This is a genomic window from Acinetobacter sp. V116_7, from assembly GCF_056735735.1.
On record NZ_JBWZIF010000027.1, the window covers coordinates 292,813 to 304,921 of the forward strand.

Genomic DNA, 12,109 nt, shown 5'->3' on the forward strand with positions numbered 1-12,109 from the left:
TTTTCAGGTAGATATCACTTTAACTAAACTCGAAAAGCTCTTATAACAATAGGAGTTTTCATTAATTAAACCTCCATAGAATAAAAATAGTATTTTTACTTAACGGTTAAATTATTAGATTGTTTGATAGTCTTTTTGTATATAATATGTATTCTTTATATTTTGTAACCATTATAGAGTAAACATGAAAAAAATATTAATCATTACTACCTTAAGTTCTTTCGGTTTAATTGCATGTTCAACTACTGAAACTTCAAGAACGATCCAAAGCCCACAAGTGGCTGTAGCTACATCACAAATTAAATATACGGGAGTAAAAGCTCCAGTTTCTATTGGTAAATTTGATAATCGCTCTAGTTATATGAGAGGTGTTTTCTCCGATAATGTAGACCGTCTAGGCGGACAGGCGAAAACTATTCTTGAGACACATTTACAGCAAACTGGTTATTTTACAGTTTTAAATCGTGACAACTTATCTGAGATTAAACAAGAAGTTGGTTATAGCAATACAAGCCAATCTATTAAAGGCGCTCGTTATGTTATTACTGGTGACGTATCTGAATTTGGTCGCAAAGAAGTAGGTGATCAGCAATTATTTGGTATTTTAGGTCGCGGTAAAGAGCAAGTTGCTTATGCAAAAGTTAATTTAAATGTTGTTGATGTAAAAACATCAGAAGTTGTGCATTCCGTACAGGGTGCAGGCGAATATGCATTAGGTGCTCGTGAAGTATTAGGTTTTGGCTCTACAGCTTCTTATGATTCTACTTTAAATGGTAAAGTACTCGATTTAGCTGTTCGTGAAGCAGTTAATAATCTTGTGACAGATATTCAAAATAACCGTTGGTCAGTTCAATAATTTTGGATATGTGTTAAATGAAAAAAATTCTTTTAAGCAGTTTTCTTGCTATGGGATTGGTTGGTTGTGCCGCTGGTCCTCAACCTTTATATAATTGGGGAACTTATACTCATCAAACCTATTTGATGTATAACGCACCTGAGAAAGCTACACCTAGTTCGCAAATCACAAAATTAGAAGCTGAAATTGAAAAAACTAAAGGTAAGGGCTTAGCTGTTCCACCAGGTTTATATGCTCATTTGGGATTATTATATTTACAAGAAAATAATTCTCAAAAAGCAATCGAGTATTTCCAGCTTGAACGTCAAGTATATCCAGAGTCTACAGTTTTAATGGATCGTTTATTGCAAAAAATGAATGCTAATGGTGGGTATACAAAATCATGATTAAGAAATTTTTAATTGCTGGTTTAGTAATTTCTAGCCTTGCATTTACGGGATGTGCTGTTACTCCACCGCCTAATAAAGATATTACGGCTTATAAAGCTCATATGCCAAAATCGATTTTGGTATTGCCGCCAGTCAATGATTCGCCAGATGTAAAAGCGACTTATAGTTATTGGCCTACTGTGGTGGCACCTGTTGCAGAAGCTGGCTATTACGTTTTTCCAATCTCTGTTGTAGACAATATGTTTAAAGAGAATGGTGTTACTAATGGCAGCGATGCTCAGTCTATTGCACCTCAGAAATTACAAGAGATTTTCGGCGCAGATGCTGCTTTATATATTCGCATTAAAGAATATGGTTCTAAGTACCAAGTGATTCAAAGTGTTGCTACAGTAAGTGCTGATGCAAAGCTTGTTGATTTAAAAACTGGAGATGTGATTTGGACAGGTGAGAAAAAACTTGTTCAAGCAAGTAATGATGGCAATGCGGGTTTAATTGGAATGGTCGTCGGTGCTTTAGTTGAACAGATTGCTGGCAGCTTTACTGATCGGGCTTATCCATTAGCGAGTATGGTAAATACTCAACTTTTTACCCCGACGACTTATAATCCGGGTATGGGGTTGTTATATGGGCCACGTTCACCAAAGTATCAACAAGATGGAGTAGTAGCTAAGTAAATTAAACTCTTAGCTAAATTTTTAATTTATTAAAAATAGTCTGCTTCATATATTAATTATATGGAGCGCTATATAAAAAATTATTATTCCAGATGGTTTATTAAATTTTTGATTAGGCAGGAGAGCTAGAGCAACTAGTTCTCCTACTTAATTGATTTTACTTCTTTTGCTTAAAACGATATTTACACTTTAGACAGCGATAATCCTGAAAAATATTTTTATCGATCATTACGCCTGCTTTTTTACCAAAAATATTGCCAACCACACCGCCAGTAATACCTGCGCTAATTGCACCGACAAAAGTTCCTACTGTTCCACCAACAATCACACCTAAAGGGCCAGCAATCGTACCAATTGCTGCACCAACAGAAGCTCCAGTTGCAGCACCACCTACTGTGCCTGCTGTTGTACCAGCAGCTGTCAGTAAAACACCGCCAGTTGTTCTAAGTAATTTGTCATGGTCACGTGCTTCAATTTCTGTAGAACCACACTTAGGACATTGCAGAGCTTTTTCCATAAAATTTCCTGTCTTTCATCATTGAGTGACACAGTTGACGGTGCTAAATCAGTAAAGTGGGTAAAGAACCTGTCTTTCGATGAAGTGTCTTTTTCCTATTGAGTGATCGTAACGATAACTGGTCTGCTTTGATTTTAGCTGAACATTGACACAAATATTTATAGATCATGTAAACACTTGTACTTTAATAATTATCTCATTAAATACCAATGTTTAGAATGACTAAGGCTTACATATCAATGTGTCTAGCAGCGAAAAATTTAATAATGATGAATAAAATGTGAATGGTTTTTTGAGTAGATTTTTTGAAGTTATTTAAGAGGACAAGCTATTCAATGATGAAAGGCTTATCCTGTTTGAATAAGCCTTTTTTGAAGATTAGAGAGATTTTTTCCAACTCAAAAATTTATATAATCCAAACATGAATGCAATCCAAATTGGAATTAAAACAACTGATTTTTCAAAGCCTTGAGTCCACATGATATATAAAATCATGCCAATAAAAATCAAAACGATATAGTTGCTTAAAGGTGAAAATAGCGCAGGGAATTTAACAACTTTACCTTCAAGTTTCATGGCACGTTTAAACTTCAAATGGGTAAAGCTAATGATTGCCCAGTTTAAAACTAAAGCTGCTACAGCCATGTACATGAGATAGCTTAAAGCTTCTTCTGGGATAAAATAGTTCAGTAACACGCAACCAAAAATCAGAATAGAAGAGAAAATAACAGCAGGTGTAGGAACCCCTTGTTTGCTGACTTTTGTAAAAACTTTAGATGCGTGGCCTTGTACTGCTAGGCCATATAACATGCGACTGTTTGCGTACATACCACTGTTATAAACAGACAGTGCAGCCGTTAAAATAATAAAGTTAAGCAAATGCGCTGCCCAGCCAATCCCAAGCTGACTAAAAATCATCACAAATGGACTTTTATCTAAACCACCGAGGTCAAGCTGATTCCACGGAATGAGCGACATGATGATGGCAAGCGAAGCTACATAGAAAACCAAGATTCGAAAGATGACTTGGTTAATGGCTTGTGGAATACTTTTTTCAGGATTTTCGGCTTCAGCAGCAGTCATCCCAATCAATTCAATACCGCCAAAAGCAAACATTAAGAAGGCAAGCATATAAAACAGGCCCGAGAACCCATGCGGGAAAAATCCGCCATGCTGCCATAAGTTTGAGAAGCTAGCGATAGAATCACTACTTGCGGTGAGCAATAAATATAAGCCAAACACGATCATTGCAATGACCGCTGCGACTTTAATAATGGCTAACCAAAACTCAGATTCACCATAAAATTTAACGTTGCCTAAGTTCAAACACGTGACTAAAACAAAGAAAAATAAGGCTGATATCCAAGCAGGAATATGAGGCCACCAGTAATGCACATATTTAGCAACGGCTGTCAGCTCGGTCATTGCGACCAAAATATAGACCACCCAATAGTTCCAGCCCGATAAAAAACCGGGGAATTTTCCCCAATATTTTTGTGCAAAGTAACTAAAGGAACCGACCACAGGTTCTTCTACGATCATTTCACCCATTTGGCGCATAATTAAAAATGCGACCAAACCGACAATGGCATAACCTAAAATAATAGAAGGGCCAGCAGACTGGATGACTTGTGCAGAGCCTAAAAATAAACCTGTCCCGACAGCGCCACCCATAGCGATTAGCTGGATGTGGCGATTTTTAAGTCCGCGTTTTAATTGGGAAGATGAGTTGCTCAAAATATATGCGCTGAATAAAAAAGCTGATGCTATTGTAATAGATTGGCTAGGGATCACCTAATTTGAAAAGGATTTTACTCAGCTAAATAAAAAAGGATCCGTACAAAGCTATACGAATCCTTTTTCTGAAAATTAGTAATTCTATAAATTAGAAAGACACCATTTTGCCTGGGTTAATCATTGCACCGATGCCATACATACTTTTTGCGAGCGGAATAACAACGGGAGCAAGGGTACGACCAAACATAATATTTTGATGGTCAATTTTAGATAACATTTCAAAGTCGTTAGATTGCCCAACAAAGTCATTTGCAATCGCTTTACCAATGCGTACCGTCTGTGCAACGCCGTGACCACTCCAGCCGTGAACAGCATAAATCGGGAATTTATTGCCAAACTTACGGCTATCAACGGCACCATTTACAGTTAAATCAGTCGTTCCACTCCAGACAAAATCCATCTCTAGATTTTTAATTTGAGGGAAAACCGTATGAATTCGATGCTCTAGGTAATTTAACGTTTTCTCAGGTCCCCAACATGTTCCTGTACCTTGTCCACCAAACAATAAGCGGTTGTTAAACACGGGACGGTAGTAATCAATCTGGAACTGAGTGTCATAAACAGGATGCCCAAATGGCAGAAGCTCTTTTGTATCAAGTTCTAGTGGGGCAGTCGTCGCAACATAGGTGTAAAACGGAATAGTAGTATTGCTTTGCTCTGATAAAAGTTTAAATGAAGCATGGTGTACCGCTAATACCACAGATTTTTTAGCTTTTACGACAGCATTAGCTGTTTGAACATAAATACCATCTGCTTTTTCTTCTATTGAAATGACTTCTGTTTGTTCATAAACAGTACCGCCATTTTGGCAAAAGCCATAAATTAAGCCACGATTTAAAGCTAAAGGATGAATTTGTCCACCTAACTCATCAATTAAACCACCCGTATAGTAATCAGACTTAATAAAGTCCATGAGTTCGTGTTTACCCACAATGCGCGTATGGTCTTCACCTAAATATTTCCGAGCATCGGCGCCTTGTGTTAAACCAACCAAATGTCCTTCATGAACGGCGGCGGTAATGTGACCATGTTTTCGGTCAAAGTTGAGCTGGTATTTTTCTGAGATGTCATCAATAAGTTGCATGGCTTCTGTAGAAGTAAAATGCCAGAGCTTTTTGGCATCTTCATAGCTTAAGCGATCGGCCATTTCTTGAGCTTCCCAGCGAGCTAAACCTGGGGTAAGTTGTCCGCCATTTCTGCCGGAAGCTGCACTACCAATGCGATTTTTTTCTAATAAAACGGTATCTACGCCTTGTTCAGCTAAATGTAATGCACTTGATGAACCTAATAAACCACCGCCAATAACCACCACATCGCATTCAATATCAGCTTGTAAACTGTCAAATGTATGCCAATCAGAAAGCGAGCTTTCATAGTAGTTTGCTGGGTTATCTACCGATGTGCCTTCTACAGTGGTTGAGTCAAATTTTGCATGTTTTGGATTTAACCAGCTCCACTCTTTGCCCACTTGTCGAGATTTACTTGGTTTATATTGCACGTCTTTTAAAAGTTGAGGTTTAGAAATAATATTCATGACGAAGTTCCTTAAAAATTAATAAGCATTACTAATCGCAATACTTTGTTTTTTAATCGTTTTATAGATAAATAAAAGAATGCCTAACGATAACCAGAAACATCCGAAAGTGAGTGAAGATGAATCAAGGTTAAGCCACAGGCAAATAATGCTGATGACGGATAAAAGCGGTAAAAAGAGGTTTAGAAATTTATTTTTAAACCCTGAGCGCTGTTTATCTTTAATATAAAATTTCATAAAAACTGAGAAATTTACGGCTGTAAAAGCGACTAGCGCACCAAAGCTGATCAGGCTTACGACTTGTGCTAAATCTAGAAAAACCGCGGACATTGAAATAAGACCAACAAATAAAACCGAAAAAAATGGTGTACCTAAGGAGATGTGAATTGTCCCAAAATACTTTTTAGGAAAAATATTATCAGTGCCCATTATATACAGTAAACGCGAAGCGCTGGCATGTGAGGCAAGGCCAGAGGCGACAGTGTTCATAATTTGTCCGCATAAGAATACGGATTGGAAGAATGCACCACCGACATACAGCACAATTTCAGGCAGTGCTTCAGTAGGGTGCTGGAAGCGTAGATTATTTGGAAAATAAAGCTGAATAAACCAAGCAGCCGTGAAGAAAATAAGTCCGCCAGCGAGAGTTGTTAACATGACTGCTCGGGGAATATTTTTAGTAGGTTGTTTGGTTTCATTTGATAGCGTGGTAACCGCATCAAAGCCCAAAAATGAAAAGCACAAAACTGAGGCACCCGCAACGAGCGGTAGGATAGTTTGGTGCTCATGCCAGAGTGGGGCTAATGTAAGCACATGCTCATAACCTTGAGTTGAGCCAATACCCTTAATCACTAAATAGACAAAAATAACCATGAGTATGATGGGTGCAAACACAAACAAGAGGCTTAAATTGGCGAGTAATCGAATGCGGAAACAATTCACTAAAGTGACTAGGCCTGCCGATACAAGCACCCAAAACCAATAAGGCAAACTTGGAATAAGGGCTGTGAGATAAATTGCGGCTAGCAAAACATTAATGAGGGGTAATAACAGATAGTCGAGTAGGGAACACCAACCGACAAAAAAGCCACTTTTAGGCCCTAAACTTTCAGCGGTATAGCTATATGCCGAGCCTGATTTTTCTGAATTTTTGCTGAATCTTGCATAGCTCCAAGCGGTGAGTAACATGGCGCCAAGGGCGAGTAAATATGCGAGTGGCACATGTCCATTGGTAATTCCTGAGACAATACCGAAGGTATCAAACACCGTCATGGGAGTCATGTAGGCAATACCGATAATTGTGACTTGCCAAAGAGACAGTTTTTTTAAGGAAGACGTTTTATTTTCCATGTCATTTCAACCTCAAATTTCGTTGTTTTGCTTTTCATCCGGAAAAGCGATGCTATTTTTGAGCCAAAACTTCCCCTAGACCTGAATAAATAAGTCTGTTTGGAGAAAGTTTGTACAAAAGCTAGGGGCTATTTCGCTTTGGTGATGCCCTAAAGCAAAGTCAAATATTTATATCTGTGACTTCGCTCTAGATCACGACCAGTTGAAAAGATTGACACGGTCGTGACAGAGCCTGCTGTGGGCTTTGGCCTTTAAATAATGTGCCTGTTCTGATGGTGATGTCATTTGAAGTAATCACACGAGAGGAATCGTTGATCACGATTGCTTTTTGTTTGATATTTTTAAGTTTCGGCATCAGTAGTTTTTCGAGTGCTGAAACTAAAATGTCGGTGGCAATTACACCGATAAATTGATCACGAATCATGACCGGATGGGCAAGGGTGATGGTATATGCACCATTGCAGATATAGTCGACATATGGTCCATGGATGCACGGACTTTTATTTTGAGCAGGTTTATGGAACCATTCAAAAGAGCGAAAATCTAAAAATCGCTGAGCATTTTGATAGTTTTCAAGTTTGGCTTGTTGTAACTGATCTTCTTTTTTATACCACCATTCGAGTGTCCAATAATCTTGTTCTTCTTGCGTTGCAGGGCTATAACTTGCAAAGCCAATACCTTGACTGTAATGGCTTTCCTGTAAGGCCTTTTTAATTTCTTTTTGCAAAGCTGAACGTTCTGAACCAGAAAGCTTAACGTCTTTTGTTTTTTCAGGTTCATGTTTGGATAGTATTTTGCTCGCTTTAGCTGCCAGTTTTTCTGTAATGGCTGTCGTTTCCTCAACCACCGTCTTTAACAAATTTTGAAGCTCTTCTATATCTAAATGTTGGGTCATTCCTATAACTCCTAAAAATCCGTATTTCTCACTCGATACTTTATAAGCGCTCTACTTTATTGTTTTTATTCGATAGATAACTTATATCGAAGCATTTGATCCGTTAACATCGAAATAATTTTTCGTGCTTGAATAACAGCATCATCTTCATTGGCTTGAACAAAAGATGATAAAAGTTGGTGGTATTGAGCGACGACCAGTTGATGAAATTGATCATCTTGGTAAAGCACAGCAATGAGCGGCGCCCATTCGGCTTGTATAGTTAACTCTTGATTTGCTAGACGAGCTGATTGAGCAAAAGAGGTGAGGGTCAGCAAACAACGTAAATCAAGTTGGGCACGTGTGTCTGCTTCAACGGCCTGTTCAAATTGTTCAATCAGCTCTTTGATTTTGTTCAGTTCATATTCAGTGGTTCTTTGTGCTGCCAAATATGCACCATGGCTTAAAATTGCACTATGAAACTCGCCTAAATCAGCTAGATATTCATTTGAAGCTTGACGTAGAGGATGCTTGTTTAAGAGTAAATCGGAAGGTAACTCACAAACAAAGCTTCCGCCGTTTCGTCCGCGTCGTGTATCAATCAGACCCTTTACGCGTAAAGTATTTAAAGCTTCACGAACGGTAATGGGTGACACTCCCATTAAGCGAGCTAGATCCGCCTCGTTAGGAAGTTGTTCATTGCTTTTGAGCAATCCAGAGATAATTGCATTTTCCAAGCGTTCAACAACTTGTTCCGAGCGAGTTGCCTGAGCGATAGGTGCAAAAATTATCGTATATGCTGACATGGCGAATTCTCTAAAAGCTAAGTCAGTGACTTAGCTTAATGAAACGGATAAATGATTAAAACACGCCATATTGATGGACGGCCTGTTCATCTTCAGGCACGGCTGGTATTGCATCCCAAAGTTCAACAATTTTGCCATTATCTACACGCCATAATTCAAAATAGGCATGTCGATTTCCGGCAATACTTCCTTCGGAATGTGTCAAGACAAATTGACCATCAGCAATGGAGCGATGAGTTTTGGAGTATACCAAACCTTGTCCTTCATTACGGATATTGTTCAAAAAATCAATCACTGCCTTAACACCATCGCCAATGTCTGGGCTATGTTGAATGAACTGATCGTCGTGGGTGTATTCTTTAAATGCCTCGTAATTGCCATCAATTAATGACTTCTTAAAGAAAGAGGTCACAATCTCACGATTTTTCTCCGAATCATGGTGAGTCACGATTTCAGTTGGACCATCTAATTGGGTTCTACCACTCACATTTGGCGCTGCTTCAGTGACCAGCCCATCCCAATGTTCCACAATTTTGCCATCTTTCACTCGGTAAATATCAAAGCCAACTAAAGGGTTTTCATCTAGGCCCTGAAAGCGGCCATGAATTGCAACCAAGTCGCCATCTGCCAATACACGCACAGCTTCATGTTGCATGTCGGGGCAGTCTTCTACCAGTTGGCGAAGACCTGAAATACCATTTGCAACCAGCGGTGAGTGCTCTATAAAGTCTTCAGAAAAATAACGGTCTAGAGCAGTGGTGTCGTGCAAATTAAATAGCTCGTGATGGGCTTTAGTCACCAAGTCTTTCATTTGTTGTTTATTCATTTTGATCTCCTTTCAAAGTCCATTTTTATTATTCGTTTGAACTCATCACATGTTTAACGCGGGTATATTCTTCAAAACCGTAGCCAGATAAATCTTTACCATAACCTGACTTTTTGAAACCGCCGTGTGGCATTTCTGCGGTTAAAGGAATATGGGTATTAATCCAAACTGTACCGAAATCGAGTTCACGTGACAGACGAGTTGCGCGGGCATGATCTTTAGTCCACACACTTGAAGCTAGGCCATATTCAACATCGTTGGCTTTTTCAATCGCATCATTTTCATCTGTAAATTTTTGAACGGTAATCACTGGTCCAAAAATTTCATTTTGAATGGCTTCGTCGTGTTGTTTTAAACCGCTAATAACAGTGGGTTCAAAATAGAAGCCTGGACGGTCTGCTTGTTTTCCGCCTGTTTCAACTTTGGCGTGTGCAGGTAAGTTGTCAATAAAAGCTTTAACATTCTTTAATTGGTTAGCATTGTTAAGTGGGCCATAAAGTGCATCTTGATCATCGGGTTCACCAAAGCGGGTATTTTTTGCTGCTTCAACTAACTTACCTAAAAACTCATCATGAACAGCTTCAGCCACAATCACACGCGTTGCCGCAGTACAGTCTTGGCCTGCGTTGAAATAGCCCGTTAAAGCAATCATTTCAACTGCTTTATCGATGTCGGCATCTTCAAAAACCACTACAGGTGCTTTACCACCAAGCTCAAGGTGAGCTTTTGCTAAGTTTGCTGCGGCAGAAGCTGCAACCTGTAATCCAGCACGAACCGAACCTGTAATAGAAACGAGTGCTGGTGTTTTATGGGATACAACTTTTGAACCGACCTGCGCTTGGCCTAACACTACGTTAAATGCGCCTTTAGGGAAAAAAGGTGCAGCAATTTCTGCCAGTAAAAGCGTACTTTCTGGTGTTGTGTCACTTGGTTTAAGTACCACTGTGTTACCCGCAGCCAAAGCAGGAGCAATTTTCCAAACAGCCATCATGAGTGGATAGTTCCAAGGAGTAACTTGACCAACCACACCGACTGGTTCGCGGCGAATAGAAGAGGTTAAACCTTCTAAATATTCACCTGAAGCTGTACCATTGAGTAAGCGGGCAGCGCCTGCAAAGAAACGAACCTGATCTGCCGATGCACCTACTTCTTCTGATGCAATTAAGTGTTTTAACTGACCCGTATTACGACTTTGCGCCTCAATTAAACGCTCCGCATTTGCTTCAATCGCATCTGCCAAATTCAGTAATGCTTTTTGACGAGTTGAAGGTGTACTGCGTCCCCAAATTTTAAATGCTTCTTTTGCAGCAGCATAAGCTGCATCAACTTCAGCCTCGGTTGCATTCGGTGATTGTGCATAAACTTCACCAGTCACTGGGCTGACCAAGTCGAAATAATCATTTCCTTTGCTAGCAACATATTCGCCGTTAATAAAGTGTTGTAGTTGAGTTTTAGCCATTTTTTATACCTTGTCCTTAGGTTTTAACATATAACATATAATACTATATGTATTATGTTTTAAATTTTCTGTCAAATGCTTTGATGAGGGGATTGAGTGAAAAAAGTTGGAATTTACTTCAGATTAGATTTTAAGTTTTTGATTTGATTATTTAAAAAAAATTAAAAATTTGTGAAGATTTTTAGAAGAGGCTCTTTGTCGTACTCGTTCAGTAGATTTGATGAAAAATAATAGAATAATTTTTCTAATTGAGAGCAGCTTGATGAGCCAAACCTTGTGCTTAGCTCATCAATTTCGAGTTCTTATTTATTGAAATTAAAGTGAATAATTAGGTCTTATGACTCGCAAGCAGAATGCTAGTTTCACTGTTATAAATACCTGAAATGTTTCTGATTCTTTCTAAAACTTTGTCGAAGTTTTCTAAGGTGTCAGAACGCAATTCAACCAAAATATCCCATTTGCCATTGGTTTTATGCAGACATTCCACGGCACTTTCTAGGCGTAGTTCTTTAATCACAGACTGCGCTTTGGTCCCTTCAACCATAATGCTCATCCATGCACGAATAATGTTGCGTTCAGCATTGGGTTTAAAGCGTACTGTATATCCAGTAATGATGCCCGAAGATTCAAGATACTCCATTCTCTTTTTAATAGTTGCTCTTGAAACGTGAACTTTTTCGGCTAACTCTGTAACAGACATCCGTGCGTTATCTTTAAGTAAGCCTAAAATAATTTGATCAATGTTATCCATATTGTAATTGTCAATTATCAGATTGGTAAAAAATAATTCATTTTTGACTGAATTACAAATTTTGTGAATCAATTTGATTTTGAATAATAGGGTCATCAGCTAACCCGCATAATTTTAATTTAATGGACTAGATAAGATGAATAATTTTGCAGTTTCACGTAGTGACTTTAACGAGTGGATGGTTCCAGTTTTTGCACCAGCAAATTTCATTCCGGTACGTGGCGAAGGTTCACGTATTTGGGATCAAGAAAATAAAGAATATATTGATTTTGCAGG

General features: G+C 38.7%; 12 protein-coding genes and 1 pseudogene. 4 read left to right on the top strand and 9 right to left on the bottom strand.

The annotated features are described in order from the left end of the window. Positions 1-184: 184 nt before the first annotated feature. From AC1PJP_RS13975 to AC1PJP_RS13985, 3 genes are read left to right on the top strand one after another with little or no spacing between them, the layout of a single operon-like run. On the top strand, positions 185-856 hold the full coding sequence (locus AC1PJP_RS13975; protein WP_127494193.1) for a CsgG/HfaB family protein: 672 nt from the start codon (positions 185-187) through the stop codon (positions 854-856). A gap of 17 nt (positions 857-873) precedes the next feature. Beyond that, on the top strand, positions 874-1,242 hold the full coding sequence (locus tag AC1PJP_RS13980; protein WP_192834694.1) for a DUF4810 domain-containing protein: 369 nt from the start codon (positions 874-876) through the stop codon (positions 1,240-1,242). Then, positions 1,239-1,919 carry a DUF799 domain-containing protein gene (locus AC1PJP_RS13985; RefSeq protein ID WP_049837733.1) on the top strand — a complete coding sequence of 227 codons (681 nt, stop codon included), beginning with the start codon at positions 1,239-1,241 and terminating at the stop codon, positions 1,917-1,919. Before AC1PJP_RS13980 ends, AC1PJP_RS13985 begins: the two co-directional genes overlap by 4 nt. 157 nt (positions 1,920-2,076) lie before the next feature. Here the strand turns inward: AC1PJP_RS13985 and AC1PJP_RS13990 are convergent, their stop codons facing one another. From AC1PJP_RS13990 to AC1PJP_RS14030, 9 genes are all read right to left on the bottom strand, one after another. Then, positions 2,077-2,436: a C1 domain-containing protein gene (locus AC1PJP_RS13990; RefSeq protein WP_005303542.1), complete on the bottom strand. Its 360-nt coding sequence runs from the start codon at positions 2,434-2,436 to the stop codon at positions 2,077-2,079. Positions 2,437-2,814: 378 nt separating this feature from the next. Beyond that, a complete protein-coding gene (locus AC1PJP_RS13995; protein WP_479767312.1) occupies positions 2,815-4,173 on the bottom strand; it encodes an amino acid permease in 1,359 nt (452 codons plus the stop codon). Between the two features lie 148 nt (positions 4,174-4,321). Then, positions 4,322-5,767, bottom strand: a complete 1,446-nt coding sequence (locus AC1PJP_RS14000) for an NAD(P)/FAD-dependent oxidoreductase (protein ID WP_479767314.1) — start codon at positions 5,765-5,767, stop codon at positions 4,322-4,324. 18 nt (positions 5,768-5,785) lie between these two features. Further along, the gene (locus AC1PJP_RS14005) at positions 5,786-7,117 is read right to left on the bottom strand and encodes an APC family permease (RefSeq protein ID WP_479767316.1); all 1,332 of its coding nucleotides are present in this window, start codon (positions 7,115-7,117) and stop codon (positions 5,786-5,788) included. 187 nt (positions 7,118-7,304) lie between these two features. Beyond that, a complete protein-coding gene (locus AC1PJP_RS14010; protein ID WP_479767318.1) occupies positions 7,305-8,012 on the bottom strand; it encodes a cache domain-containing protein in 708 nt (235 codons plus the stop codon). Positions 8,013-8,077: 65 nt separating this feature from the next. Beyond that, positions 8,078-8,797 (bottom strand): FadR/GntR family transcriptional regulator, encoded by a 720-nt coding sequence (locus AC1PJP_RS14015; protein WP_005303556.1) that lies wholly within the window; start codon positions 8,795-8,797, stop codon positions 8,078-8,080. 55 nt (positions 8,798-8,852) lie between these two features. Then, the gene (locus tag AC1PJP_RS14020; protein WP_199942484.1) at positions 8,853-9,623 is read right to left on the bottom strand and encodes a nuclear transport factor 2 family protein; all 771 of its coding nucleotides are present in this window, start codon (positions 9,621-9,623) and stop codon (positions 8,853-8,855) included. 28 nt (positions 9,624-9,651) lie between these two features. Further along, positions 9,652-11,082 (bottom strand): gamma-aminobutyraldehyde dehydrogenase, encoded by a 1,431-nt coding sequence (locus AC1PJP_RS14025; protein WP_151768315.1) that lies wholly within the window; start codon positions 11,080-11,082, stop codon positions 9,652-9,654. Positions 11,083-11,410: 328 nt separating this feature from the next. Continuing rightward, complete coding sequence (locus AC1PJP_RS14030; protein WP_034591286.1) at positions 11,411-11,833, bottom strand: Lrp/AsnC family transcriptional regulator; 423 nt, start codon at positions 11,831-11,833, stop codon at positions 11,411-11,413. 136 nt (positions 11,834-11,969) lie between these two features. Between AC1PJP_RS14030 and AC1PJP_RS14035 the strand changes: the two are divergent. Next, positions 11,970-12,109, top strand: a pseudogene (locus tag AC1PJP_RS14035) (bifunctional succinylornithine transaminase/acetylornithine transaminase); the annotation flags it as partial.

What these genes read in the sequence shown, in the direction of transcription:
- AC1PJP_RS13975 (WP_127494193.1), top strand. Translation starts at nt 185, where the DNA reads ATGAAAAAAATATTAATCATTACTACCTTAAGTTCTTTCGGTTTAATT.
- AC1PJP_RS13980 (WP_192834694.1), top strand. Translation starts at nt 874, where the DNA reads ATGAAAAAAATTCTTTTAAGCAGTTTTCTTGCTATGGGATTGGTTGGT.
- AC1PJP_RS13985 (WP_049837733.1), top strand. Translation starts at nt 1,239, where the DNA reads ATGATTAAGAAATTTTTAATTGCTGGTTTAGTAATTTCTAGCCTTGCA.
- AC1PJP_RS13990 (WP_005303542.1), bottom strand. Translation starts at nt 2,436, where the DNA reads ATGGAAAAAGCTCTGCAATGTCCTAAGTGTGGTTCTACAGAAATTGAA.
- AC1PJP_RS14000 (WP_479767314.1), bottom strand. Translation starts at nt 5,767, where the DNA reads ATGAATATTATTTCTAAACCTCAACTTTTAAAAGACGTGCAATATAAA.
- AC1PJP_RS14005 (WP_479767316.1), bottom strand. Translation starts at nt 7,117, where the DNA reads ATGGAAAATAAAACGTCTTCCTTAAAAAAACTGTCTCTTTGGCAAGTC.
- AC1PJP_RS14010 (WP_479767318.1), bottom strand. Translation starts at nt 8,012, where the DNA reads ATGACCCAACATTTAGATATAGAAGAGCTTCAAAATTTGTTAAAGACG.
- AC1PJP_RS14015 (WP_005303556.1), bottom strand. Translation starts at nt 8,797, where the DNA reads ATGTCAGCATATACGATAATTTTTGCACCTATCGCTCAGGCAACTCGC.
- AC1PJP_RS14020 (WP_199942484.1), bottom strand. Translation starts at nt 9,623, where the DNA reads ATGAATAAACAACAAATGAAAGACTTGGTGACTAAAGCCCATCACGAG.
- AC1PJP_RS14025 (WP_151768315.1), bottom strand. Translation starts at nt 11,082, where the DNA reads ATGGCTAAAACTCAACTACAACACTTTATTAACGGCGAATATGTTGCT.
- AC1PJP_RS14030 (WP_034591286.1), bottom strand. Translation starts at nt 11,833, where the DNA reads ATGGATAACATTGATCAAATTATTTTAGGCTTACTTAAAGATAACGCA.